Origin of the sequence: Pseudomonas sp. EA_5y_Pfl2_R50 (assembly GCF_963970475.1) — a bacterium.
GTDB lineage: Bacteria > Pseudomonadota > Gammaproteobacteria > Pseudomonadales > Pseudomonadaceae > Aquipseudomonas.
On record NZ_CAXAPT010000004.1, the window covers coordinates 77,956 to 104,043 of the forward strand.

At 57.7% G+C, this 26,088-nt stretch carries 23 protein-coding genes and 3 tRNA genes; 23 read left to right on the forward strand and 3 right to left on the reverse strand.

Annotation, left to right across the window (positions count from 1 at the left end):
- Positions 1-152 precede the first annotated feature (152 nt).
- From dnaJ to AACY19_RS08370, 6 genes are all read left to right on the forward strand, one after another.
- On the forward strand, positions 153-1,277 hold the full coding sequence (gene dnaJ, locus AACY19_RS08345) for a molecular chaperone DnaJ (RefSeq protein WP_339449759.1): 1,125 nt from the start codon (positions 153-155) through the stop codon (positions 1,275-1,277).
- Between the two features lie 9 nt (positions 1,278-1,286).
- Positions 1,287-2,093: a 4-hydroxy-tetrahydrodipicolinate reductase gene (dapB, locus tag AACY19_RS08350; RefSeq protein ID WP_339449761.1), complete on the forward strand. Its 807-nt coding sequence runs from the start codon at positions 1,287-1,289 to the stop codon at positions 2,091-2,093.
- A gap of 258 nt (positions 2,094-2,351) precedes the next feature.
- Entirely contained in the window at positions 2,352-3,488 is a 1,137-nt protein-coding gene (carA, locus tag AACY19_RS08355; RefSeq protein WP_339449763.1) for a glutamine-hydrolyzing carbamoyl-phosphate synthase small subunit, read from the forward strand.
- Between the two features lie 126 nt (positions 3,489-3,614).
- Positions 3,615-6,836, forward strand: coding sequence for a carbamoyl-phosphate synthase large subunit (gene carB, locus AACY19_RS08360; RefSeq protein WP_123451557.1), 3,222 nt, complete (start codon positions 3,615-3,617; stop codon positions 6,834-6,836).
- On the forward strand, positions 6,833-7,309 hold the full coding sequence (greA, locus tag AACY19_RS08365; RefSeq protein ID WP_122843107.1) for a transcription elongation factor GreA: 477 nt from the start codon (positions 6,833-6,835) through the stop codon (positions 7,307-7,309). Before carB ends, greA begins: the two co-directional genes overlap by 4 nt.
- Positions 7,310-7,337: 28 nt before the next feature.
- Positions 7,338-7,742 (forward strand): MFS transporter, encoded by a 405-nt coding sequence (locus AACY19_RS08370; protein WP_339449775.1) that lies wholly within the window; start codon positions 7,338-7,340, stop codon positions 7,740-7,742.
- A 9-nt stretch (positions 7,743-7,751) separates the two neighbouring features.
- Here AACY19_RS08370 and AACY19_RS08375 read toward each other — a convergent pair whose 3' ends face one another.
- A complete protein-coding gene (locus AACY19_RS08375; RefSeq protein ID WP_003221534.1) occupies positions 7,752-8,060 on the reverse strand; it encodes a YhbY family RNA-binding protein in 309 nt (102 codons plus the stop codon).
- 101 nt (positions 8,061-8,161) lie between these two features.
- Between AACY19_RS08375 and rlmE the strand changes: the two genes are divergently transcribed.
- From rlmE to AACY19_RS08455, 16 genes are all read left to right on the forward strand, one after another.
- Positions 8,162-8,791, forward strand: a complete 630-nt coding sequence (gene rlmE / locus AACY19_RS08380) for a 23S rRNA (uridine(2552)-2'-O)-methyltransferase RlmE (RefSeq protein WP_008088328.1) — start codon at positions 8,162-8,164, stop codon at positions 8,789-8,791.
- Positions 8,792-8,993: 202 nt separating this feature from the next.
- Positions 8,994-10,901, forward strand: coding sequence for an ATP-dependent zinc metalloprotease FtsH (gene ftsH, locus AACY19_RS08385; protein WP_016986501.1), 1,908 nt, complete (start codon positions 8,994-8,996; stop codon positions 10,899-10,901).
- Positions 10,902-10,909: 8 nt separating this feature from the next.
- The gene (folP, locus tag AACY19_RS08390; protein ID WP_339449778.1) at positions 10,910-11,761 is read left to right on the forward strand and encodes a dihydropteroate synthase; all 852 of its coding nucleotides are present in this window, start codon (positions 10,910-10,912) and stop codon (positions 11,759-11,761) included.
- A 16-nt stretch (positions 11,762-11,777) separates the two neighbouring features.
- The gene (glmM, locus tag AACY19_RS08395) at positions 11,778-13,115 is read left to right on the forward strand and encodes a phosphoglucosamine mutase (protein ID WP_339449780.1); all 1,338 of its coding nucleotides are present in this window, start codon (positions 11,778-11,780) and stop codon (positions 13,113-13,115) included.
- Positions 13,116-13,180: 65 nt separating this feature from the next.
- Entirely contained in the window at positions 13,181-13,936 is a 756-nt protein-coding gene (gene tpiA, locus AACY19_RS08400) for a triose-phosphate isomerase (RefSeq protein ID WP_339449782.1), read from the forward strand.
- A gap of 4 nt (positions 13,937-13,940) precedes the next feature.
- On the forward strand, positions 13,941-14,327 hold the full coding sequence (gene secG, locus AACY19_RS08405; RefSeq protein WP_027610782.1) for a preprotein translocase subunit SecG: 387 nt from the start codon (positions 13,941-13,943) through the stop codon (positions 14,325-14,327).
- Between the two features lie 22 nt (positions 14,328-14,349).
- A tRNA-Leu gene (locus tag AACY19_RS08410) sits at positions 14,350-14,435 on the forward strand.
- A gap of 98 nt (positions 14,436-14,533) precedes the next feature.
- Positions 14,534-14,610 (forward strand) — tRNA-Met (locus AACY19_RS08415).
- Positions 14,611-14,747: 137 nt separating this feature from the next.
- Positions 14,748-15,206, forward strand: a complete 459-nt coding sequence (gene rimP, locus AACY19_RS08420) for a ribosome maturation factor RimP (protein ID WP_339449784.1) — start codon at positions 14,748-14,750, stop codon at positions 15,204-15,206.
- A 47-nt stretch (positions 15,207-15,253) separates the two neighbouring features.
- The gene (gene nusA, locus AACY19_RS08425) at positions 15,254-16,735 is read left to right on the forward strand and encodes a transcription termination factor NusA (protein ID WP_007915252.1); all 1,482 of its coding nucleotides are present in this window, start codon (positions 15,254-15,256) and stop codon (positions 16,733-16,735) included.
- Positions 16,736-16,762: 27 nt separating this feature from the next.
- Positions 16,763-19,288 (forward strand): translation initiation factor IF-2, encoded by a 2,526-nt coding sequence (infB, locus tag AACY19_RS08430; RefSeq protein ID WP_339449788.1) that lies wholly within the window; start codon positions 16,763-16,765, stop codon positions 19,286-19,288.
- Between the two features lie 159 nt (positions 19,289-19,447).
- Positions 19,448-19,849, forward strand: coding sequence for a 30S ribosome-binding factor RbfA (gene rbfA, locus AACY19_RS08435; protein ID WP_007915259.1), 402 nt, complete (start codon positions 19,448-19,450; stop codon positions 19,847-19,849).
- Between the two features lie 4 nt (positions 19,850-19,853).
- Positions 19,854-20,771 (forward strand): tRNA pseudouridine(55) synthase TruB, encoded by a 918-nt coding sequence (truB, locus tag AACY19_RS08440; RefSeq protein ID WP_024011571.1) that lies wholly within the window; start codon positions 19,854-19,856, stop codon positions 20,769-20,771.
- 142 nt (positions 20,772-20,913) lie between these two features.
- The gene (gene rpsO, locus AACY19_RS08445; RefSeq protein ID WP_011332409.1) at positions 20,914-21,183 is read left to right on the forward strand and encodes a 30S ribosomal protein S15; all 270 of its coding nucleotides are present in this window, start codon (positions 20,914-20,916) and stop codon (positions 21,181-21,183) included.
- Positions 21,184-21,376: 193 nt separating this feature from the next.
- Positions 21,377-23,482 carry a polyribonucleotide nucleotidyltransferase gene (gene pnp, locus AACY19_RS08450; protein ID WP_339449795.1) on the forward strand — a complete coding sequence of 702 codons (2,106 nt, stop codon included), beginning with the start codon at positions 21,377-21,379 and terminating at the stop codon, positions 23,480-23,482.
- Positions 23,483-23,638: 156 nt separating this feature from the next.
- A tRNA-Thr gene (locus AACY19_RS08455) sits at positions 23,639-23,714 on the forward strand.
- A 6-nt stretch (positions 23,715-23,720) separates the two neighbouring features.
- On the opposite strand, the gene AACY19_RS08460 is transcribed toward AACY19_RS08455, so the two are convergent.
- On the reverse strand, positions 23,721-24,215 hold the full coding sequence (locus AACY19_RS08460) for a hypothetical protein (RefSeq protein ID WP_339449797.1): 495 nt from the start codon (positions 24,213-24,215) through the stop codon (positions 23,721-23,723).
- 276 nt (positions 24,216-24,491) lie between these two features.
- Between AACY19_RS08460 and AACY19_RS08465 the strand changes: the two genes are divergently transcribed.
- Positions 24,492-24,791 carry a DUF6388 family protein gene (locus AACY19_RS08465; protein WP_339449799.1) on the forward strand — a complete coding sequence of 100 codons (300 nt, stop codon included), beginning with the start codon at positions 24,492-24,494 and terminating at the stop codon, positions 24,789-24,791.
- Positions 24,792-24,880: 89 nt separating this feature from the next.
- Here AACY19_RS08465 and nadC read toward each other — a convergent pair whose 3' ends face one another.
- Positions 24,881-25,729: a carboxylating nicotinate-nucleotide diphosphorylase gene (gene nadC, locus AACY19_RS08470; protein WP_339449801.1), complete on the reverse strand. Its 849-nt coding sequence runs from the start codon at positions 25,727-25,729 to the stop codon at positions 24,881-24,883.
- Positions 25,730-26,088 lie beyond the last annotated feature (359 nt).

Sequence of the window (26,088 nt, forward strand, 5' to 3'; positions counted from 1 at the left end):
TGCTCCTGCTTTTCATGCCGAAAGTACCGCAAGAAACAAAGACCAGGATCGTTGAATTGACGTGAGTTGGGTCCGGGCCTGTATTGGGGCTCAACGAGTTTGGCCATCCTCAGGAGGGGTTTGCCGAACGTCCTCAAGAGTGCAGAAGACTTATGGCAAAGCGTGACTTTTACGAAGTGTTGGGTGTTGAGCGTGGCGCAAGCGATGCAGACCTGAAGAAGGCCTATCGTCGTTTGGCGATGAAGCATCACCCGGACCGTAATCCCGGTGACAAAGCATCGGAAGACATGTTCAAAGAGGCCAACGAGGCCTATGAAGTCCTGTCCGATTCCAGCAAGCGCGCAGCTTACGACCAATACGGTCATGCTGGCGTCGACCCAAGCATGGGGGGCGGCGGTGCCGGTTTCGGCGGTCAGAACTTCTCTGACATCTTTGGTGATGTTTTCAGTGATTTCTTCGGTGGTGGTCGCGGCGGTTCCCGTGGCGGCGCTCAGCGCGGCAGCGACTTGCGCTACACCCTGGAGCTGAACCTGGAAGAGGCAGTGCGTGGCACGACGGTGAATATCCGCGTTCCGACGCTGGTCAACTGCAAGCCTTGCGACGGGTCCGGTGCCAAGAAAGGATCGTCACCTTCGACGTGCCCGACTTGCGGTGGCATCGGTCAGGTGCGCATGCAGCAGGGCTTCTTCTCGGTGCAGCAGACCTGCCCGCGCTGCCATGGCCAGGGCAAGATCATTTCCGATCCGTGCGATTCCTGCCACGGCGACGGTCGTGTCGAAGAGTACAAGACCCTGTCGGTCAAAGTGCCGGCAGGCGTGGATACCGGTGATCGTATTCGTCTGTCCGGCGAGGGCGAGGCGGGTACGCAAGGTGGTCCGACCGGCGATCTGTACGTGGTCATCAATGTCCGCGAACACGACATCTTCCAGCGTGACGGCAAGCATCTGTTCTGCGAAGTGCCGATCAGCTTCGTCGACGCAGCCTTGGGCGGCGAGTTGGAAATTCCGACCCTCGACGGTCGCGTCAAACTGAAAATCCCTGAAGGCACCCAGACCGGCAAGCAGTTCCGCGTGCGTGGCAAAGGGGTTGCGCCGGTGCGTGGCGGTGGTGCGGGCGACCTGATGTGCCGCGTCGCAGTCGAGACGCCGGTCAATCTGAATCGTCGTCAGCGCGAACTGCTGGAAGAGTTCCGCAGCTCGCTGGCAGACGACAACAGCCATTCGCCGAAAACCACCGGTTGGTTCGACGGTGTGAAGCGCTTCTTCGGCGATCTGTAAGGAGTCGGCATGCGACGTATAGCTGTGATGGGCGCTGCTGGGCGCATGGGCAAGATTCTGGTCGAGGCCGTGCAGCAGCGCGCGCCGCTGACCGGTTTGACCGCTGCTGTGGTTCGTCCCGGCAGCACGCTGATCGGCGTCGATGCCGGTGAACTGGCATCGCTGGGGCGTATCGGCGTGCCTCTGTCCGGGCATATTGAGGCGGTAGCTGAAGAGTTCGATGTGTTGATCGACTTCACCCTGCCGGAAGTGATGCTGAAAAACCTCGCTTTCTGCCGCAAGGCTGGCAAGGCCATGGTCATCGGCACCACGGGCCTGGACGCAGCGCAGAAGCAGTTGCTGGTCGAGGCGGGCAAGGACATTCCAATCGTGTTCGCGGCCAACTTCAGCGTCGGCGTCAATCTGTCGCTGAAGTTGCTCGATATGGCGGCCCGCGTATTGGGTGATGATGCGGACATCGAAATCATCGAAGCCCATCACCGTCACAAGATCGATGCGCCGTCGGGTACGGCGCTGCGCATGGGTGAAGTTATCGCCAGTGCGTTGGATCGTGATCTGCAGCAGGTTGCGGTCTACGGTCGCGAAGGTCACACCGGCGCTCGCGAGCGTGAAACCATCGGTTTTGCCACCGTGCGCGGTGGTGATGTGGTGGGTGATCACACCGTGCTGTTCGCCTGCGAAGGTGAGCGGCTGGAGATCACGCACAAAGCGTCGAGCCGCATGACGTTCGCCAAGGGCGCGGTGCGTGCTGCGCTGTGGCTGGATGGTCGTGAGCCGGGTCTGTACGACATGCAGGATGTGCTCGACTTGCGTTGAGTCATCGTTTGAATCCAGCGCGAACGCCCTGTTTGCGCTGGTTTTTCTCTGCTGAGCGACTTCCTGTCGCATTCTCCAGCCTTTTAGGCTCTTTAGCGGTGGACCAAAAAAGCCTTTTTCTGTAAGCTACAGCTTTAGTGTGTCCACTAAAAGCGCGCAGAATAATTCAGTGAAGAAGCGGGGTGACGTGTCCATACGTCACTCCGCTTTTTTACAACCTGCGATCGCCCTTTCATGCGTTATTTACGGGAGGTCTTCTTGACTAAGCCAGCCATACTTGCCCTTGCTGATGGCAGCATTTTTCGCGGCGAAGCCATTGGTGCCGACGGTCAAACCGTTGGTGAGGTGGTGTTCAACACCGCAATGACCGGCTATCAGGAAATCCTTACCGATCCTTCCTACGCCCAACAGATCGTTACCCTGACTTACCCGCACATCGGCAACACCGGCACCACGCCGGAAGATGCCGAGTCCGACCGCGTATGGTCCGCTGGCCTGGTCATCCGTGATCTGCCGCTGGTAGCGAGCAACTGGCGTAACACGATGTCCCTGTCCGACTACCTGAAAGCCAACAACGTTGTGGCAATCGCCGGTATCGACACCCGTCGCCTGACCCGCATCCTGCGTGAAAAGGGCGCACAGAACGGCTGCATCATGGCCGGCGACAACATCTCCGAAGAAGCGGCCATCGCCGCGGCGCAAGGCTTCCCGGGCCTGAAAGGCATGGACCTGGCGAAAGTCGTCAGCACCAAGACCCAATACGAATGGCGCTCGACTGTCTGGGATCTGAAGACCGACAGCCACGCGACCATCGATGCTTCCGAGCTGCCTTTCCACGTGGTTGCCTACGACTACGGCGTCAAGGTCAACATCCTGCGCATGCTGGTCGAGCGCGGCTGCCGCGTTACTGTGGTGCCTGCCCAGACGCCAGCTGCCGATGTGCTGGCACTGAAGCCGGACGGCGTGTTCCTGTCCAACGGCCCTGGTGATCCGGAGCCATGCGACTACGCGATCAAGGCAATCAAGGAAGTGCTGGAAACCGAAATTCCGGTGTTCGGCATCTGCCTTGGTCACCAGTTGCTGGCACTGGCATCCGGCGCCAAGACCCTGAAAATGGGCCATGGCCACCACGGTGCCAACCACCCGGTGCAGGATCTGGACACTGGCGTTGTGATGATCACCAGCCAGAACCACGGTTTTGCGGTGGACGAAGAAACCCTGCCAGCCAACGTTCGTGCGATCCACAAATCGCTGTTCGACGGCACCCTGCAAGGCATCGAGCGTACCGACAAGAGCGCGTTCAGCTTCCAGGGTCACCCTGAAGCGAGCCCGGGGCCGAACGACGTTGCGCCACTGTTCGACCGCTTCATCAACGAGATGGCCAAGCGACGCTAAGCGTTCGCCTTGAGACTGTAGAGAGAAGCCCTCGAGGGAGGCCCCGGCAACCGGCGGCCCCTTCGAGACTTCAGAAATCGATCAAGACGGCTTGCCGACTGACCTGCGGATTTGAGTGACAAACCCATGCCAAAACGTACAGACATTAAAAGCATCCTGATTCTCGGCGCTGGCCCGATCGTTATCGGCCAGGCCTGCGAATTCGACTACTCCGGCGCCCAGGCCTGTAAAGCCCTGCGCGAAGAGGGCTACCGCGTCATCCTGGTGAACTCCAACCCGGCCACCATCATGACCGACCCGGACATGGCCGACGCCACCTACATCGAGCCGATCAAATGGCAGACCGTTGCCAAGATCATCGAAAAAGAGCGTCCGGACGCGGTGCTGCCAACCATGGGCGGCCAGACCGCCCTGAACTGTGCATTGGATCTGGAGCGCGAAGGCGTTCTGGAGAAGTTCGGCGTAGAAATGATCGGCGCCAACGCCGACACCATCGACAAGGCTGAAGACCGTTCGCGTTTCGACAAGGCGATGAAGTCCATCGGCCTGGCGTGCCCGCGCTCCGGTATCGCCCATAGCATGGAAGAAGCCAACGCGGTTCTCGAAACCCTGGGTTTCCCGTGCATCATCCGTCCGTCCTTCACCATGGGCGGCACCGGTGGCGGTATCGCCTACAACCGTGAAGAGTTCGAAGAAATCTGCGCCCGTGGTCTGGACCTGTCGCCGACCAAAGAGCTGCTGATCGACGAATCGCTGATCGGCTGGAAAGAATATGAAATGGAAGTTGTCCGCGACAAGAAGGACAACTGCATCATCGTTTGCTCGATTGAAAACTTTGATCCGATGGGCGTGCATACCGGTGACTCGATCACCGTGGCTCCAGCACAGACCCTGACCGACAAGGAATATCAGATCCTGCGTAACGCCTCGCTGGCGGTATTGCGCGAGATCGGCGTCGAGACCGGCGGTTCCAACGTTCAATTCGGTATCTGCCCGAACACTGGCCGCATGGTCGTGATCGAAATGAACCCGCGTGTATCGCGTTCCTCGGCTCTGGCTTCGAAAGCCACCGGTTTCCCGATTGCTAAAGTCGCGGCCAAACTGGCTGTGGGCTACACCCTAGACGAACTGTCGAACGACATCACCGGCGGCAAGACCCCGGCGTCCTTCGAGCCATCCATCGACTACGTCGTCACCAAGCTGCCACGTTTTGCCTTCGAGAAATTCGCCAAGGCAGATGCGCGACTGACCACTCAAATGAAGTCGGTCGGTGAAGTCATGGCCATCGGCCGTACTTTCCAGGAATCCCTGCAGAAAGCCCTGCGCGGTCTGGAAGTGGGCGTATGCGGTCTGGACGAGAAGCTCGACCTGAGCAACCCGGAAAGCATGAGCGTGCTCAAGCGCGAACTGACCGTGCCGGGCGCCGAGCGTATCTGGTACGTCGCGGACGCTTTCCGCGCCGGCATGACGGTCGAAGAAATCTTCGGCATGAACATGATCGATCCATGGTTCCTGGTGCAGATCGAAGATCTGATCAAGGACGAAGAGAAGGTCAAGACCCTCGGTCTGTCCGCTATCGACCGCGACCTGATGTTCAAGCTCAAGCGCAAAGGTTTCTCCGACCAGCGTCTGGCCAAGCTGTTGGGCGTGACCGAGAAGAATCTGCGCACGCACCGTCAAAAGCTCGAAGTATTCCCGGTCTACAAGCGCGTTGACACCTGCGCCGCTGAGTTCGCCACCGACACCGCCTACCTCTACTCGACCTACGAGGAAGAGTGCGAAGCTGCGCCGTCCGGTCGCGACAAGATCATGATTCTGGGCGGCGGTCCGAACCGTATTGGCCAAGGCATCGAGTTCGACTACTGCTGCGTTCACGCGGCCCTCGCACTGCGCGAAGACGGCTACGAAACCATCATGGTCAACTGCAACCCGGAAACTGTTTCGACTGACTACGACACGTCCGACCGTCTGTACTTCGAGCCTGTAACCCTGGAAGACGTACTGGAAATCTGCCGCGTCGAGAAGCCGAAAGGCGTGATCGTCCAGTACGGCGGCCAGACTCCACTGAAACTGGCTCGCGCTCTGGAAGCGGCTGGCGTGCCGATCATCGGCACCAGCCCTGACGCCATCGACCGTGCCGAAGACCGTGAGCGCTTCCAGCAAATGGTTGAGCGCCTGAACTTGCGTCAGCCGCCAAACGCCACCGTGCGCAGCGAAGACGAAGCTGTTCGCGCTGCAGCCAAAATCGGTTATCCGCTGGTGGTGCGCCCGTCCTACGTACTGGGCGGCCGTGCAATGGAAATCGTATACAAGGAAGACGAACTCAAGCGTTACCTGCGTGATGCGGTGCAAGTGTCGAACGACAGCCCGGTGCTGCTCGACCACTTCCTCAACTGCGCCATCGAAATGGACGTGGATGCGGTTTGCGACGGCAAAGACGTAGTGATCGGCGCGATCATGCAGCACATCGAACAGGCGGGCGTTCACTCCGGTGACTCCGCGTGCTCGCTGCCGCCTTACTCGCTGCCGGCGCACATCCAGGACGAAATGCGCGAACAGGTCAAGAAAATGGCCCTGGAGCTGGGCGTTGTCGGCCTGATGAACGTGCAGTTGGCTTTGCAAGGCGAAGATATCTACGTCATCGAAGTCAACCCGCGCGCCTCGCGTACCGTACCGTTCGTATCGAAGTGCATCGGTGTCTCCCTGGCCATGATCGCTGCCCGCGTGATGGCCGGTAAGACCCTGAAAGAAATCGGCTTCACCAAGGAAATCATCCCGAACTTCTACAGCGTGAAAGAGGCGGTGTTCCCGTTCGCCAAATTCCCTGGCGTTGACCCGATCCTCGGCCCAGAGATGAAGTCCACCGGTGAAGTGATGGGCGTCGGCGACACCTTCGGTGAAGCATTCGCCAAGGCCCAGATGGGTGCCAGCGAAGTGCTGCCGACTGGCGGTACCGCGTTCATCAGCGTGCGTGATGACGACAAGCCACTGGTTGCAGGCGTGGCCCGTGATCTGATCAACTTGGGCTTCGAAGTGGTTGCCACCGCTGGCACTGCCAAGCTGATCGAAGCCGCTGGCCTGAAAGTGCGCCGTGTGAACAAGGTGACCGAGGGTCGCCCGCACGTGGTCGACATGATCAAGAATGACGAAGTCACGTTGATCATCAACACCACTGAAGGTCGTCAGTCGATCGCTGATTCGTACTCCATTCGTCGCAATGCCTTGCAGCACAAGATTTACTGCACCACCACCATTGCTGCTGGCGAAGCTATCTGTGAAGCGCTGAAGTTCGGTCCGGAAAAGACCGTGCGCCGCTTGCAGGATCTACACGCAGGATTGAAGGCATGATCAAATATCCAATGACCGTCCAGGGCGCCAAAGCCCTGGAAGAAGAACACGCTCACCTGACCAAGGTCGTCCGTCCCAAGCTCAGCCAGGACATTGGTACGGCCCGCGAGTTGGGTGACTTGAAAGAAAACGCTGAATACCATGCCGCGCGCGAACAGCAGGGCATGGTCGAAGCGCGGATTCGTGACATCGAAGGCCGGATTCAGAATCAGGTCATCATTGATGTCACTACGATTCCGCACACCGGCAAAGTAATCTTCGGTACCACTGTTGAAATCGCCAACGTCGAGACTGACGAAAGCGTCACTTACCACATCGTGGGTGAGGATGAGGCTGACTTCAAACTCGGCAAGATTTCGGTTGGCTCCCCTTTGGCCCGTGCCTTGATCGGCAAGGAAGAGGGCGATGTGGTCGCCGTGAAAACGCCAGGCGGCGTTATCGAGTACGAGATTGTCGAAGTCCGTCACATCTGAAAAGGGGCGCCCGCTGCATGCGGGCGCCATGCTTTGGCAGCTGACCCAGATGCTTTGGGTTGGCGGTCTATGGCTGATTCATCTCGGTTTGCAGCCGGCGCTGGGAAAGATTGGCCTGGCTCCGCTGCTGATCGATGAGGTCGCCAGTGCATTTGAAGTGCTGGTGGTTGGTTTTTCCGCCGCATGCGTGATTTTTCAGGCTTTGGTGCTGGTACAGGCCGAGGGCCTTGCCAGTCTATGGCGGGACTTTCGCGGGCAGGTGCTGTTGATGGCGTTGTATGCGTGTGCGATGTTTGTCGCAGTGCGTGTCGGCTGGCCGGAGGCGCAGCGTTGGCAGGTGTTCAGCTTTCTGATTCTGGGCTTTTCCGGGTTGGTGCTGGTGTTGCAACCGGTGCCGGGATGGAGTGTCAGGGTGCGCGAGGCACACCCTTGACCTCTGTCATCATTTGAAACGATGAACGTTCGACAGCTGCTTGTTGACGCTGAAGTTCTTGCGATAGACCAGTGCCATCTTGCCGATGACCTGAACCAGATCCGCTTTGCCGACTTTGCACAGTTCGGCAATGTGCGCCAGGCGCGATTCGCGATCAAGAATGTTGAGCTTGATTTTGATCAGCTCGTGATCCGCCAAAGCGCGTTCAAGTTCGGCTAAAACACCTTCAGTCAAACCGTTGTCAGCCACCGTCAGAACTGGTTTCAGGTGGTGGCCAATGGATTTGTACTGTTTCTTCTGCTCTGGAGTGAGCGGCATAATCTGACCCTTTCGTCTGGATTCTGTAAAATGGCGGCCATTTTACCCGAGGGTTCGTGGATCCGCCCAATTAATCACGACCCTAATCATCGAGGTGCCCAATGGCGCGTTCCAAGACAAGCCTTGGTTGGCTGAAAAGACATGTCAACGATCCCTATGTGAAGCAAGCGCAGAAGGATGGCTACCGCTCGCGTGCGAGTTACAAGCTTCTGGAAGTCCAGGAGAAATACAAGCTGATCCGTCCGGGCATGAGCGTCGTCGACCTGGGCGCAGCGCCCGGCGGCTGGTCGCAGGTCACCAGTCGGCTGATCGGTGGTCAGGGGCGTCTGATCGCCTCGGATATCCTGGAAATGGACAGTATCCCGGACGTGACTTTCATTCAGGGTGACTTCACCGAGGATGCAGTGCTGGCGCAGATCCTGGAAGCCGTGGGTAATTCGCAGGTGGACCTTGTGATTTCCGATATGGCCCCCAATATGAGTGGTACGCCTGAAGTGGATATGCCCAAAGCCATGTTCCTTTGCGAACTGGCGCTTGATCTGGCGGAGCGGATACTCAAACCAGGTGGTAATTTTGTGATCAAGATTTTTCAGGGCGAAGGCTTTGATGTGTACCTGAAGGATGCTCGAAAGAAGTTCGACAAGATCCAGATGATCAAGCCGGACTCCTCTCGTGGCAGCTCCCGCGAGCAATACATGCTGGCTTGGGGCTATCGCGGTCGTAGTGAGTAAAACGAGTTTTTTGTGCGGGGTGATAGGTTTTTAGTATTTCGCCCCGGGCGCATTAGCGAATATTGTGTAGAAAGTGTTTCACAAAGGGTTACAGACGGCGCCTGCCAGAGTTGTAGGTTATGTAGTAAGTTAGGCCGGTGAATATCATGCGAAGCGCGCGCCAGTAGCGGAGCTTGCTTCAGAGGGTAGTTAATTGAACGATATGGCAAAGAATCTGATCCTGTGGTTGATCATTGCGGCTGTCCTGGTGACGGTGATGAACAACTTCTCCAGCCCTAACGAGCCGCAGACCCTCAACTATTCCGACTTCATCCAGCAGGTCAAGGATGGCAAGGTCGAGCGCGTAGCCGTTGATGGTTATGTGATTACCGGCAAGCGCAACGATGGCGACAGCTTCAAGACCATCCGTCCGGCAATCCAGGACAATGGTCTGATCGGCGATCTGGTCGACAACCACGTTGTGGTTGAAGGCAAGCAGCCTGAGCAGCAAAGCATCTGGACCCAGTTGCTGGTAGCCAGCTTTCCGATCCTGGTGATCATCGCGGTGTTCATGTTCTTCATGCGCCAGATGCAGGGCGGTGCTGGCGGCAAAGGCGGGCCGATGAGCTTTGGCAAGAGCAAGGCACGGCTGCTCTCCGAAGATCAGGTGAAAACCACTCTGGCTGACGTTGCCGGTTGCGACGAAGCTAAAGAAGAGGTCGGTGAACTGGTCGAGTTCCTGCGTGATCCGGGCAAGTTCCAGCGTCTGGGTGGCCGCATTCCTCGCGGCGTGCTGATGGTTGGTCCTCCGGGTACCGGTAAGACCTTGCTGGCCAAGGCGATTGCTGGTGAAGCCAAGGTGCCGTTCTTCACCATCTCCGGTTCTGACTTCGTCGAGATGTTCGTCGGTGTCGGTGCCAGTCGTGTTCGTGACATGTTTGAGCAGGCCAAGAAACACGCGCCATGCATCATCTTCATCGACGAAATTGACGCCGTCGGTCGCCACCGTGGCGCCGGCATGGGCGGCGGTCACGACGAGCGCGAACAGACTCTCAACCAGTTGCTGGTAGAGATGGACGGCTTCGAGATGAACGACGGCATCATCGTGATTGCTGCGACGAACCGTCCTGATGTACTTGACCCCGCGCTGCTGCGTCCGGGCCGTTTTGACCGTCAGGTTGTCGTTGGTCTGCCGGACATCCGTGGTCGTGAGCAGATTCTCAAGGTTCACATGCGCAAGGTACCAATGGGCGACGACGTTGCTCCGGCTGTTATCGCGCGCGGTACCCCTGGCTTCTCCGGTGCCGACCTCGCCAACCTGGTCAACGAAGCCTCGCTGTTCGCTGCGCGTAGCGGCAAGCGCATCGTTGAAATGAAAGAGTTCGAGCTGGCCAAAGACAAGATCATGATGGGCGCTGAGCGCAAATCGATGGTCATGTCCGAGAAAGAAAAGCAGAACACCGCTTATCACGAAGCTGGTCACGCCATCGTGGGCCGCGTGGTGCCTGAGCATGATCCGGTCTACAAAGTGTCGATCATCCCGCGCGGTCGTGCGCTGGGTGTGACCATGTTCCTGCCGGAAGAAGATCGCTACAGCCTGTCCAAGCGCGCCCTGATCAGTCAGATCTGCTCGCTTTACGGTGGCCGTATCGCTGAAGAAATGACCTTGGGCTTCGATGGAGTGACCACCGGGGCTTCCAACGACATCATGCGTGCCAGTCAGATTGCGCGGAACATGGTGACCAAGTGGGGGCTGTCGGAAAAACTCGGGCCGCTGATGTATGCCGAAGAAGAGGGTGAAGTGTTCCTCGGTCGTGGCGGTGGTGGTCAGGCTGCCAGCTTCTCGGGTGAAACAGCCAAGCTGATTGACTCCGAAGTGCGCAGCATCATCGACCAGTGCTACGGCACCGCCAAGCAGATCCTCACGGACAACCGTGACAAGCTTGATGCCATGGCCGATGCACTGATGAAGTACGAAACCATTGATGCTGAGCAGATTGACGACATCATGGCAGGCCGCACGCCTCGCGAGCCTCGCGATTGGTCGGGTGGCACTGGTACGCCTCCGCCGCCAGTTGTTCGTGATGAGCGTCCGGAAACACCGATTGGCGGTCCGGCTGCTGACGTTTAAGGTTTGAAATGACTTCTGTACAGTCCCTGACCCGGTTGCCTTGCGGCAACCGGGTTCTTGATTTGGCCCGGACGCATGTCATGGGCATTCTCAATGTCACTCCCGATTCCTTCTCCGATGGCGGCCGATACAGCCAGCTCGATGCGGCGTTGCGTCATGCTGAAGCGATGGTCGCGGCTGGCGCGACGCTGATAGATGTCGGTGGTGAGTCGACGCGCCCTGGCGCGCGTGCGGTTTCTCCGCTGGAGGAGCTTGAGCGTGTGGCGCCTATCGTGGAGCTGATCAATCGCGAACTTGATGTGATCATCTCGGTCGATACCTCGACTCCCGCGGTCATGCGCGAAACTGCGCGACTGGGCGCGGGGCTGATCAATGATGTGCGCGCGCTGCGGCGTGATGGTGCACTGGATGCGGCGGCCGCTACGGGATTGCCTGTCTGCCTCATGCATATGCTCGGCGAACCGGGCGATATGCAGAATGATCCGCGATATCAGGATGTCACCCGCGAAGTGGCGGAATTTCTGGTGGAGCGCATGGCGCAGTGTGCGTCGGCCGGTATTCCGGCAGAGCGAATCATTCTTGATCCCGGCTTTGGTTTCGCAAAAACCCTTCAGCACAATCTAAGCTTGTTCAAGCATATGGAGGCCTTGCATGCGCTGGGTCGCCCGCTATTGGTGGGTGTTTCGCGCAAAAGCATGATCGGCAATGCCTTGAATCGTCCGGTCGGTGAGCGATTGTTTGGCGGTTTAGCGCTCGCTGCGCTGGCATCCACGAAGGGCGCGCGTATATTGCGCGTCCATGATGTGGCGGAAACGGTTGATGTTGTGCGCATGATCGCGGCCGTTGAATCAGCCGAATAAGAATGATGGAGCACTTATGAGCAAAAAATATTTTGGCACTGACGGCATTCGCGGTCGTGTGGGCGTATACCCGATTACTCCTGACTTCATGCTCAAGCTCGGCTGGGCTGCGGGCATGGCATTTCGCAAAATGGGTGCCTGCAAGGTTCTGGTCGGCAAGGACACGCGCATTTCAGGGTACATGTTCGAATCCGCTCTTGAGGCTGGTCTGACGTCGGCGGGTGCCGATGTGATGTTGCTGGGGCCGATGCCGACTCCGGCAATCGCCTATCTGTCACGTACCTTCCAGGCCGAGGCGGGTATCGTGATCAGTGCCTCGCACAACCCGCATGATGACAACGGCATCAAGTTTTTTTCGGGCAAGGGCACCAAGCTGCCAGACGAATTGGAGCTGATGATCGAAGAGCTGCTCGATGCGCCGATGACGGTGGTCGAGTCGAGCAAGATCGGCAAAGTGTCGCGGATCAATGATGCCTCCGGTCGTTACATCGAGTTCTGCAAGAGCAGCGTGCCGACCGGTACCAATTTCTCTGGCCTGAAAATCGTCATCGACTGCGCTCACGGCGCCACTTACAAGGTAGCGCCAAGTGTGTTTCGCGAGTTGGGCGCTGAAGTGGTCGTGCTGTCGGCTCAGCCTAATGGCCTGAACATCAATGACAATTGCGGCTCGACCCATATGGGGCAGTTGCAGGCTGCGGTGCTGGCCGAGCACGCCGATCTGGGTATCGCCTTCGATGGTGACGGTGATCGGGTGCTGATGGTCGACCACACCGGTGCCATCGTTGATGGTGATGAACTGCTGTTCATCATTGCGCGCGATCTGCATGAGCGCGGCAAATTACACGGCGGGGTGGTTGGCACTCTAATGAGCAATCTGGGTCTCGAGCTGGCACTGGCGGAGCTGTCGATCCCGTTTATTCGGGCGAACGTCGGTGACCGTTATGTGATTGCCGAGTTGCTGGAGCGCAACTGGCTGGTGGGTGGTGAGAATTCGGGGCATATCGTTTGCTTCAACCACACTACGACCGGTGATGCCATCATCGCCGCATTGCAGGTACTGATGGCGCTCAAGACGCGTAATGAAGGATTGGCGCAAACGCGTCAGGCGTTGCGTAAGTGTCCGCAGGTGCTGATCAACGTGCGTTTTGGTGGTGGCGAAAGCCCGCTGGAACATCCTGCCGTCAAGGAAGCCAGTGCGCGTGTTACTCAGGCAATGGCGGGGCGCGGTCGTGTGCTTCTGCGCAAGTCCGGCACAGAGCCTCTGGTGCGCGTAATGGTCGAAGGCGAGGACGAAACCCAGGTTCGCAACTATGCCGATGAGCTGGCAAAACTGGTTACTGAAGTTTCTGCCTGATACGGCTTGCAAGCCATGATTGTGTTGGGTAACATCTGCGCCCACTTTGACCGACGAGGTACAGCATGCGTCGCCCTATGGTAGCTGGTAACTGGAAGATGCACGGTACCCGCGCCAGCGTCGCTGAGCTGATCAACGGCCTACGTCATCTGGCCTTGCCAAGCGGTGTTGATGTCGCGGTATTCCCGCCTTGCTTGTATATCAATCAGGTGATTGATGGCTTGAAAGGTAAAACGATTTCGGTCGGTGCGCAGAATTCTGCGGTGGAATCCATGCAAGGTGCGTTGACCGGTGAGATTGCACCGAGTCAGTTGGTGGATGCAGGTTGTTCCCTTGTGCTTGTCGGGCACTCCGAACGCCGCCAGATAATGGGGGAGCGAGACGGGGTGCTGAATCGCAAGTTCGCAGCGGCACAGGCATGTGGCTTGATTCCGGTGTTGTGTATAGGGGAAACCCTCGAGCAGCGCGAAGCCGGGAAAACTCTTGAGGTTGTCGGGCGTCAGCTGGGCAGCATCATCGAGGAGCTGGGTGTTGGCGCCTTTGCAAAGGCAGTCATTGCTTACGAGCCGGTCTGGGCTATTGGTACCGGACTGACTGCAACGCCGCAGCAAGCTCAGGATGTGCATAAAGCCATTCGCGAGCAGCTGGCGGCAGAGAATTCTGAAGTCGCACGAGGTGTGCGGCTTCTATACGGCGGCAGCGTGAAGGCGGCCAATGCGGTCGAACTGTTCGGCATGCCGGATATCGATGGGGGGCTCATTGGTGGAGCTTCCCTGAATGCAGATGAGTTCGGTGCGATCTGTCGCGCCGCGGGAAACTGAAAAAATGCTGGAAACAGTCGTAGTCGTTTTTCATCTGCTGGGTGCATTGGGCGTAGTTGCTCTGGTTTTGCTGCAGCAGGGTAAAGGTGCGGACGCTGGCGCGTCTTTCGGAGCAGGTGCTTCAAATACTGTGTTCGGAAGCCAAGGTTCCTCTACCTTTCTTAGTAAATTTACTGCTATACTTGCCGCCGGTTTCTTCATAACCAGCTTGGGGTTAGGATACTTTGCTAAAGAGAAAGCTCATCAGCTGACTCAAGCAGGTTTGCCAGATCCAGCAGTGTTGGAAGTACCTAAGCAGCAGCAACCGGCTTCTGATGATGTCCCGGTGCTTCAAGAGCAAAAGTCGGCTACTCCAGCGACTGATGTACCTCCAGCTCAAGAGCAGAAGTAAGAAGGGTTTCAAACGTAGTTTTGCCGAGGTGGTGGAATTGGTAGACACGCAACCTTGAGGTGGTTGTGCCCATAGGGTGTAGGGGTTCGAGTCCCCTTCTCGGTACCAATTAGTCAGGAAAGCCCGCTGTTGCGGGCTTTCTTGCAGGTGGAAGGTTACATTGACCCTGGTAGGGGTTCGGTCGTATACTTCCGCCCCAGCTTTGTCGCGGGGTGGAGCAGTCTGGTAGCTCGTCGGGCTCATAACCCGAAGGTCGTCGGTTCGAATCCGGCCCCCGCAACCAGTTCAAGGAGCCCCTTTTAAGGGGCTTTTTGTTAGCTGGACACTTCAATGCCGCTGTTCGACGGCATTTCAAGGATGGGCGTTATGCCCATTTTTTATTTTGCAAAGCATGCACATATCATGCACTAGGGGGTTCAGGTGTCGAGCAAGCTAGAAGAGTTGCAGGCCTTGCTGGCCCCGGTGGTCGTGGCCCTGGGCTATGAATGCTGGGGTATCGAGTTTTCGGCTCAGGGTCGTCACTCGATGTTGCGCGTTTATATCGATAAAGAGGGTGGCGTGCTGGTGGACGATTGCGCCATTGTCAGCCGTCAGATCAGCGGTGTGCTGGATGTTGAAGATCCAATTTCCGTTGAATACACCCTCGAAGTTTCCTCGCCTGGCATGGAGCGCCCGCTGTTCACTCTTGAGCAGTTTGCAAAGTTTGCCGGTGAACAAGTGAAGATCAAGCTGCGCTCGCCTTTTGAAGGGCGACGCAACTTTCAGGGCCTTCTGCGCGGTGTAGAAGAGCAGGATGTCGTGGTGCAGGTAGATGACCATGAGTTCCTGTTGCCGATCGATTTGATCGACAAGGCCAACATTATTCCCAGTTTTGACTGAGACGCGGATCCCGCGGATCCAATGGCTTGCGAAAGGCGAGGCGTACGATGAGCAAAGAAGTACTGCTGGTTGTTGAGTCGGTATCCAATGAAAAGGGCGTACCGGCAAGCGTAATTTTTGAAGCGCTGGAGCTGGCTCTGGCCACTGCTACCAAAAAGCGTTTTGAGGACGAAGTAGACCTGCGTGTGGAAATTAACCGCCACACCGGTTCTTACGAGACATTCCGTCGCTGGACGGTCGTCGAAGAGAATGATCTCGACGATCCGGCCATCGAAACCTGGCCAACCAAGGTTGCCGAGACGCATCCTGGCGCCAAGGTCGGCGACGTCGTCGAAGAAAAAATCGAATCCATCGAGTTCGGCCGCATTGCTGCGCAGACTGCCAAGCAGGTCATCGTGCAGAAAGTACGCGAAGCCGAGCGCGCTCAAGTGGTCGACGCCTATCGCGAGCGCCTGGGAGAAATCATCTCCGGCACCGTGAAGAAAGTCACCCGCGACAACGTGATCGTCGATCTGGGTAACAATGCTGAAGCGTTGCTGGCCCGTGAAGACATCATTTCTCGCGAAACCTTCCGTGTCGGCGTGCGTCTGCGTGCGCTGCTCAAGGAAATCCGCACCGAGAACCGCGGCCCGCAGCTGATCCTGTCGCGAACCGCGCCGGAAATGCTGATCGAGCTGTTCCGCATCGAAGTGCCGGAAATTGCCGAAGGCCTGATCGAAGTCATGGCTGCGTCCCGTGATCCGGGTTCGCGTGCCAAGATCGCGGTTCGCTCCAAGGACAAACGCATCGACCCGCAGGGCGCTTGCATCGGTATGCGCGGTTCGCGTGTCCAGGCAGTGTCGGGCGAGTTGGGTGGCGAGCGTGTAGATATCGTTCTGTGGGACGACAACCCGGCTCAGTTCGTGATCAATGCCATGTCCCCGGCCGAAGTTGCGGCAATTATTGTTGACGAAGATGCCCATGCAATGGACATCGCCGTTGGCGCAGACAATCTTGCTCAGGCCATCGGTCGCGGTGGTCAGAACGTGCGTCTGGCCAGCCAATTGACTGGCTGGACCCTGAACGTGATGACCGAATCGGACATCCAGGCTAAGCAACAAGCAGAAACCGGCGACATCCTGCGCAACTTCATCGACGAGCTGGAAGTAGACGAAGATCTGGCACAGGTGCTGGTAGATGAAGGCTTCACCAGCCTGGAAGAGATTGCCTACGTACCGTTGGAAGAAATGCTCAACATCGACGGCTTTGACGAAGATACCGTCAACGAGCTTCGCGCTCGTGCCAAGGATCGTTTGTTGACCAAAGCCATCGCTACTGAGGAAAAGCTGGCAGACGCCCATCCGGCCGAAGACCTGCTCTCGCTTGAGGGTATGGACAAGGATTTGGCGATGGAACTGGCGGTGCGCGGCGTAATTACCCGCGAAGACCTGGCCGAGCAGTCTATTGACGACCTGCTCGACATCGACGGCATTGACGATGATCGTGCCGGCAAGTTGATCATGGCCGCCCGAGCCCACTGGTTCGAGTAATTAGGCGCGGCCTGAGGAGAGAAGTGCATGACGCAAGTCACGGTGAAACAACTGGCCGATGAGGTCAAAACACCGGTAGAGCGCCTGTTGCAGCAGATGCGTGAGGCAGGTCTGCCGCACACCGCCGCCGAAGAAAATGTGACTGACAGTGAGAAGCAATCCCTGCTGACTCACTTGAAAAGCAGCCACAAGGCGAAAGTGGAAGAACCACGCAAGATCACGCTGCAGCGTAAAACCACCAGCACCCTGCGTGTGGCTGGAAGCAAAAGCATCAGCGTTGAAGTTCGCAAGAAGAAAGTATTCGTACAGCGCAGCCCGGAAGAAATCGAAGCCGAGCGCAAGCGTGAGATGGATGAGCGTCGCGCAGTAGAAAATGCTGCCCGTCAGAAGGCTGAAGAAGAAGCCAAGCAACGCGCCGAAGAAGAAGCGCGTCGCCAGCCTGCTGCTGCGCAAACTGCTACCAGCGACGCCGTTGCGCCGGCTGCAGCTGCCGAACCTGTGCGCGAAAGCGCGCCGGTGGTTGCCGCTGCTCCAGCTCCATCTGCAGACGTTCGCAACAAGCAGAACGAACAGCGCCGTCCGGACAAGCCACGTGCTGACGACAACAATCGTCGCGGTGGCGGTGATGGCGAGCGCAAAAACGCTCCGCATCGCGCATCGGTCAAAGAAAAAGCGCCGGCTCCACGTGTGGCGCCACGCACTACTGACGAAGAAAGCGATGGCTTCCGTCGTGGTGGTCGCGGCAAGGCCAAGCTGAAGAAGCGCAACGCCCACGGTTTCCAGAGCCCAACCGGCCCTGTCGTGCGTGATGTGCAGATCGGCGAGACCATCACTGTTGGCGATCTCGCCAATCAGATGTCGGTCAAGGCTGCTGAAATCATCAAGTTCATGTTCAAACTGGGTACTCCAGCGACCATCAACCAGGTGCTCGATCAGGAAACTGCTCAACTGGTAGCCGAAGAACTGGGCCACAAAGTGACCCTGGTCAGCGACACCGCCCTGGAAGACTCCCTGGCCGAGTCCCTGAAGTTTGAAGGCGAGACCTTCTCCCGTGCACCAGTCGTGACCGTAATGGGTCACGTTGACCACGGTAAGACCTCGCTGCTCGACTACATCCGTCGTGCCAAGGTAGCTGCTGGCGAAGCCGGTGGTATCACCCAGCACATCGGTGCGTACCACGTTGAAACCGAACGCGGCATGGTCACTTTCCTCGACACCCCGGGTCACGCTGCGTTTACCGCAATGCGTGCTCGTGGTGCCAAGGCGACCGACATCGTGATCCTGGTGGTTGCAGCGGACGACGGCGTGATGCCGCAGACGATTGAAGCCGTTCAGCACGCAGTCGCGGCTGGCGTTCCACTGGTTGTTGCAGTGAACAAGATCGACAAGCCGGGCGCCGATCTCGATCGCATCCGTAGCGAACTGTCGGTTCACGGCGTGACTTCCGAAGACTGGGGCGGTGATACGCCGTTCGTACCGGTGTCGGCGAAAGTCGGTACTGGCGTGGATGAGTTGCTCGAAGCCGTTCTGCTGCAAGCTGAAGTTCTCGAACTGAAAGCGACTCCATCGGCTCCTGGCCGTGGTGTCGTGGTTGAATCGCGTCTCGACAAAGGTCGTGGCCCGGTTGCAACCGTTCTGGTTCAAGACGGTACTCTGCGCCAGGGCGACATGGTTCTGGTCGGCTCGAACTATGGCCGCGTGCGTGCCATGCTCGACGAGAACGGCAAGCCAATCAAGGAAGCCGGTCCTTCCATCCCTGTCGAGATCCTCGGCCTGGACGGCACCCCGGACGCTGGCGACGAGATGAGCGTAGTGGCTGACGAGAAGAAAGCCCGTGAAGTGGCTCTGTTCCGTCAAGGCAAGTTCCGCGAAGTCAAACTGGCTCGCGCTCATGCCGGCAAGCTGGAAAACATCTTCGAAAACATGGGTCAGGCCGAGAAGAAGACGCTCAACATCGTCCTCAAGTCCGATGTCCGTGGTTCGCTGGAAGCTCTGCAAGGCGCTCTGAACGGCCTGGGCAACGACGAAGTGCAAGTGCGCGTCGTCGGTGGCGGTGTCGGTGGTATCACCGAATCCGACGCTAACCTGGCACTGGCTTCCAACGCTGTACTGTTCGGCTTCAACGTGCGTGCCGATGCTGGCGCTCGCAAGATCGTCGAGCAGGAAGGTCTGGATATGCGTTACTACAACGTGATCTACGACATCATCGAAGACGTCAAGAAAGCCCTGACCGGTATGCTCGGCAGCGACGTTCGCGAGAACATCCTGGGCGTGGCCGAAGTGCGTGACGTGTTCCGTTCGCCGAAGTTTGGCGCGATCGCCGGCTGCATGGTGATCGAAGGTGTTGTGCACCGTAACCGTCCGATCCGTGTACTGCGTGAAGACATCGTTATCTTCGAAGGCGAGCTGGAATCCCTGCGCCGCTTTAAAGATGACGCTTCCGAAGTGCGTGCCGGCATGGAATGCGGTATCGGCGTGAAGAGCTACAACGACGTCAAAGTCGGCGACAAGATCGAAGTCTTCGAGAAGGTTCAGGTTGCTCGCAGCCTCTAACTCGCGCACTTCAGGAGCCGTGATGGCCGGCCGCACTCTACAGTGTGGCGCATCACCCGGACTCTAAACGCAACGCCCGGTCTGGCTTTTGTCAGGCCGGGCGTTTGCCGCTTTCAGACCTTGCGGGTTTCACCGCTGGGCAGTAACAGGTAACAAATCATGGCAAAAGAATACAGCCGTACCCAACGTATCGGCGATCAGATGCAGCGCGAGCTGGCTCAACTGATCCGTCGCGAAGTCAAAGATCCGCGCGTCGGTCTGGTCACCATTACCGCTGTTGAAGTCAGCCGTGACGTGGGTCACGCAAAGATTTTCATCACCGTCATGGGTCAGGACAACGCTGAAGATATCGCGCAAAGTATCAAGGTGCTCAATGCCGCCGCAGGTTTCCTGCGCATGCAACTGGCCCGTGAAATGAAGCTGCGCAGCGTGCCTCAGTTGCATTTCCACTACGACGAATCCGTCGTGCGTGGCGCACACCTGTCGGCCCTGATCGAGCGTGCGGTTGCTGAAGACAATCAGCATCCGGTCGCTGCTGAACCTGAAGACACCAAGGAGTAACTCGGTGGCTCAGGTCAAACGTATCCGTCGTAACGTCAGCGGTATCATCCTGCTCGACAAGCCGCTGGGGTTCACCTCCAACGCCGCGCTGCAGAAGGTTCGCTGGCTGCTCAATGCCGAGAAAGCCGGGCACACCGGCAGTCTCGACCCGCTGGCCACCGGCGTGTTGCCGTTGTGTTTCGGCGAGGCGACCAAGTTTTCGCAATACCTGCTGGATTCCGACAAGGGTTATGAAACCCTGGCGCAGCTCGGCAAGACCACCACCACGGCAGACGCCGAGGGTGAAGTCTTGCAGGAGCGCCCGGTGACCGTTGGTCGCGCCGATGTCGAAGCGGTCCTGCCGAAATTTCGTGGGCAAATCAGTCAGATACCGCCGATGTACTCGGCGCTCAAGCGTGATGGCCAGCCGCTGTACAAGCTGGCCCGTGCAGGCGAAGTAGTGGAGCGCGAACCGCGTTCTGTTACTATTGCGCGCTTGGAATTGCTGGCCTTCGAAGGCGATACTGCGCGTCTTGCGGTGGACTGCAGCAAGGGCACCTATATTCGCACTCTGGTGGAGGATATCGGTGAGCAACTCGGTTGTGGTGCATACGTCGCTGAATTGCGCCGTACCCAGGCCGGGCCTTTCACCCTGGCGCAGACCGTGACCCTCGAAGAGCTCGAAGCGGTACATGCCGAAGGCGGCAACGAAGCGGTTGATCGCTTCCTGATGCCATCGGACAGCGGTCTGCAGGATTGGCCGTTGCTGCACTTCTCGGAAGCGAGCGCGTTCTACTGGCTCAACGGCCAGCCGGTACGTGCCCCGGATGCTCCGAAGTTCGGCATGGTGCGGGTACAGGATCACAATGGTCGCTTCATCGGTATCGGTGAAGTGAGCGAAGACGGGCGCATCGCGCCGCGTCGACTGATTCGGTCAGAATGACCGGAACCGGCCTGTGTAACAGCAGGTCGGCGAGTGTGGCTGTTAACAGGCACGGTCACGACTCATTTATAGATACAGGGATTTGTCCCTGGCCTGTTGAAACTGTTTTTCTGAAACAGTTTCCTGATAAAAGGATTGCCTCATGGCTCTCGACGTTCAAGAAAAAGCTCAAATCGTTGCTGACTACCAGCAAGCTGTTGGTGACACTGGTTCGCCAGAAGTGCAAGTTGCACTGCTGACCGCCAACATCAACAAACTGCAAGGTCACTTCAAGGCCAACGGTAAAGATCACCACTCCCGTCGTGGTCTGATCCGCATGGTAAACCAGCGTCGCAAGCTGCTGGACTACCTGAAAGGCAAGGACGTGAGCCGTTACAGCGCTCTGATCGCTCGCCTGGGTCTGCGTCGCTAATCAGCGATTGCGCTATGAGGTTGGTGGTCTGCAAGGCGTCGGTGGTTTACCACTGGCGCCTTGCAGGCTCCCAGCCTCAAGTTTTATCTGGATACACGTTTTACCTCGGACAAGGGTTGGGCCGATTCCCGACATTGCCCAAGAATTCGCAAGAAACCAGTTCCCCCAAGAGCCACAAAGAAGGTAGGACACCGTGAACCCGGTAATCAAAAAATTCCAGTTCGGTCAGTCGACCGTTACCCTCGAGACAGGCCGTATCGCCCGTCAGGCCTCCGGCGCAGTATTGGTCACCGTTGACGACGACGTCAGCGTATTGGTGACTGTCGTTGGTGCCAAGCAGGCAGATCCAGGCAAGGGCTTCTTCCCTCTGTCCGTTCACTACCAGGAAAAGACTTACGCTGCCGGTAAGATCCCTGGCGGTTTCTTCAAGCGCGAAGGCCGTCCTTCCGAGAAAGAAACCCTGACTTCCCGACTGATCGACCGTCCGATCCGTCCGCTGTTCCCAGAAGGCTTCATGAACGAAGTGCAGGTTGTCTGCACCGTCGTTTCCACCAGCAAGAAGACCGATCCGGACATCGCTGCGATGATCGGTACCTCGGCTGCCCTGGCCATTTCGGGTATTCCGTTTGACGGCCCGATCGGCGCCGCTCGCGTTGCTTTCCACGAAAGCACCGGCTACCTGCTGAACCCGACTTACGAGCAGCAAGCTGCTTCGAGCCTGGACATGGTCGTTGCCGGTACTTCCGACGCCGTACTGATGGTTGAGTCGGAAGCCAAAGAGCTGACCGAAGACCAGATGCTGGGCGCGGTGCTGTTTGCTCACGACGAATTCCAGGTGGTGATCAACGCTGTTAAAGAACTGGCTGCCGAAGCTGCCAAGCCAACCTGGACCTGGGCTCCTGCGCCAGAAGCCACCGAACTGCTGGGCGCTATCCGTGCCGAGTTCGGCGAAGCGATCTCCCAGGCTTACACCATCACCGTCAAGGCCGACCGTTATGCGCGCCTGGGCGAGTTGAAGGATCAGGTTGTTGCCAAGTTGTCCGGTGAAGAAGGCCAGCCATCCGCTGCCGACGTCAAAGCGGCTTTCGGCGAAATCGAATACCGCACCGTTCGCGAAAACATCGTTAACGGCAAGCCACGTATCGACGGTCGCGACACCAAAACCGTTCGTCCGCTGAACATCGAAGTCGGCGTGCTGCCGAAGACTCACGGTTCGGCGCTGTTCACCCGTGGTGAAACCCAGGCTCTGGTAGTCGCGACTCTGGGCACTGCCCGTGACGCCCAACTGCTGGACACCCTGGAAGGCGAGAAAAAAGACCCGTTCATGCTGCACTACAACTTCCCTCCGTTCTCGGTGGGCGAGTGTGGTCGCATGGGGGGTGCTGGTCGCCGTGAGATCGGTCACGGCCGTCTCGCCCGTCGTTCGGTTTCGGCCATGCTGCCGGCCGCTGACGTGTTCCCGTACACCATCCGTGTGGTATCGGAAATCACCGAATCCAACGGTTCGAGCTCGATGGCTTCCGTTTGCGGCGCCTCCCTGGCCCTGATGGACGCTGGTGTGCCGATGAAGGCACCGGTTGCCGGTATCGCCATGGGTCTGGTCAAGGAAGGCGAGAAGTTCGCCGTTCTGACCGACATCCTCGGTGACGAAGATCACCTGGGCGACATGGACTTCAAAGTAGCCGGTACCGCCAAGGGTGTTACCGCGCTGCAGATGGACATCAAGATCAAAGGCATCACCGAAGAGATCATGGAAATCGCTCTGGGCCAAGCCCTGGAAGCGCGCCTGAACATCCTCGGTCAGATGAACCAGATCATCGGCCAGTCGCGTACCGAACTGTCGGCCAACGCTCCGACCATGATCGCGATGAAGATCGACACCGACAAGATCCGTGACGTCATCGGTAAAGGTGGCGCGACCATCCGTGCGATCTGTGAAGAAACCAAGGCTTCGATCGACATCGAAGACGACGGCTCGATCAAGATCTTCGGCGAAACCAAGGATGCAGCAGAAGCGGCGCGTCAGCGCGTTCTGAGCATCACTGCAGAAGCTGAAATCGGCAAGATCTACGTTGGCAAGGTTGAGCGCATCGTCGACTTCGGCGCATTCGTCAACATCCTGCCGGGCAAGGACGGTCTGGTTCACATCTCCATGCTGAGCGACGCTCGCGTTGAGAAAGTGACCGACATCCTGAAAGAAGGCCAGGAAGTGGAAGTGCTGGTACTGGACGTGGACAACCGCGGCCGTATCAAGCTGTCCATCAAAGACGTGGCAGCGGCCAAGGCTTCGGGCGTTTAATCACCCAAAGCGTTAGCGCAATAAAAATGCCCCACCGTGAAAACGGCGGGGCATTTTTTTGTCTGTGGAAAACTATAAAAAATCGCAGCCTGCGGTGAGCCGTACAGGCGCTGCGAACTTTGCGTTTGTGAAAACCGGTGCTAGTTTTATCCCACCGCCCGTGTAGCTCAGCCGGTAGAGCAGCGCACTCGTAACGCGAAGGTCGCAGGTTCGATTCCTGTCTCGGGCACCATCCTCCTTACTTCACCTTGCGGCTCAGATCCTCAACGGTGCGCTTGAGCTGATCCATCGCCCGATCCTGATCGTTGATCTTCTGTTTCAGGCTGGAAATCTCGCTGCTGTTCGAATTGGAGCTCGAACCGCTGTTGCGCTTGAGGTCTTCCACCTGACGGTTGAGGGTTTCAAGCTTACGATCCTGCTCTTTGACCTTGTTTTTCAGCTCATCGATTTCCTTACCGCTGGAGCTCGAGCTGGAGCCGCTGCTGCGTTTGAGTTCATCGATCTGACGTGATTGATCGTTGACGGTGTCGCGCATCTTTTTCAGTTCATCAATGCTGATATCGCTGCGGATCACGACTTCTTTGCCATAGTCGTTGTGAATCAACGAAACCTTGTCGCCGTAAGACGGGCTGCTGGAGCTCAGCTCCACTGCCATTGCGCTTGCCGGAAGAGTCATTACAGCAATCAGGGTGGTGGAGGAGATAACAGCGGACATTTTCGAAAAGCTGCGCATCACTGGTTTTCCTTGTGAACAGCGAAGATGAATGCCGAAGTGGCACATCGCTACGACTCGAAAACGGCATTTATGTTCCGCAGGTCAACTTTTTGTGCGAGAGATGTAAAGACCCGTGTAATTCGTCATGCAAACATCCTATATTCGGTGCCTGCATGAGCATCGCTTAGCAGTTTTCAGATGATCCCGAATGGTTCCGAAGGCCGGACAGTCCGCGTCAGAGAGATCCTTGATGATCCAGATCCATCCTCCATTCTTACGATCAGCGAGAACGCCATGACCGAATTAACTCAAGAGCAACGTCACGCACAAGCGCTGGAAAAGTACAAACTCGACGCGCCGCAGCTGTTGGAAGAGATCAAGGATCTCAGTCCCGACGATCAGAAAGATCAGATTCAGTGGGCGTTCGAAGACGAAGCCGAAGCTCAGGGCCTGCAGCCGTGGGAGTTGACGCTCAAGTACACGAGCACGCCGGAGGAGTTCGAGGCGCAACGCCTCGTGCTGCACAAGGAGGCGGCCGAAGTACTGGGCGTTGAGTGGGAAGAGTACTGCGAGATGAACAATCTCGTCGTTTGACGAGAGCTGCCAGCTCCAGGCCGCAAGCTACAAGTCAAAGCAAAAGCGCTTTGGCTTGCAGCTTGTAGCTCGCCTCTTGTCGCTGCTGTTTAAAGGCTTAAACGCATCGACAGATCGACGGCTTTGACGTCCTTGGTCATCGCACCAATCGAAATGTAATCCACGCCGGTTTCAGCAATCGGTAGCAGCGTGCTCTCGTTGATACCGCCGCTGGCCTCCAGTTTCGCCTTGCCGCCGTTCAGGCGCACGGCTTCGCGCATGTCGTCCAGGCTCAGCTCATCAAGCATGATGATGTCGGCGCCGGCATCCAGCGCTTCCTTCAGCTCTTCAAGGCTTTCCACTTCGATTTCCACCGGTTTACCCGGTGCGATCCTGTGCGCGGCGGCTATCGCCTGCGGAATGCCACCGCTGGCGGCGATGTGGTTTTCCTTGATCAGGAACGCGTCGTACAGACCGATGCGATGGTTGTGGCAGCCACCGCAAGTGACGGCGTACTTCTGCGCCAGGCGCAGGCCAGGCAGCGTCTTGCGGGTGTCCAAAAGTTTGACCTGAGTGGCGCCGACGAAATCGGCCAGATACTGCGCGCGTGTCGCCACGCCGGAAAGCAGTTGCAGAAAGTTCAGCGCACTGCGTTCACCGGTGAGCAGCGAGCGAGCCGGCCCCTCCAGGTGAAACAGCGGTTGATTGGGTTTTACCCGCTCGCCATCGACCACTTGCCAATGCACCGCGACACGCGGATCGAGTTGGCGGAACACCGCATCAACCCACGCAGTGCCGCAAATAACGGCCTCGTCACGGGTAATGATGGTGGCTTTGGCCAGGCGTTCGGCCGGGATCAGTTGTGCGGTGATGTCGCCGCTGCCGATGTCTTCGAGCAACGCACGGCGCACGTTGGCTTCGATTTCGGCGGTCAAATCGGCGAGACGTAGATTCGGCATAACGGGCTCCACAAACAAAGTGATTCGATTATAGGGGCATGGGACAAGCCAACCCAAGGCGAGAACGTGCGCGGTTGGCTGCATCCGGTCGAATTTCTTTGAGTCATCCCCCTTCGACCCAGGTCAGAGGAGGGGGAGGCGGCGCATAGGGGAAACCCTGACGGCTATAGCGCCGGAGACAACTTTTGCAAGATAATCCGCCTTGCATTTGACGTCATAGCTTTGACGATCTTGAGGTTGCCGCTTTAAAGCTGTGGGAGCGGGCTTGCTCGCGAAGAGGGAGTGTCAGTGAGCACTTCTGTATTTGACGTACCGCTTTTGCAAGCAAGCCCGCTCCCACAGGGGAATTGTGTTGAAAG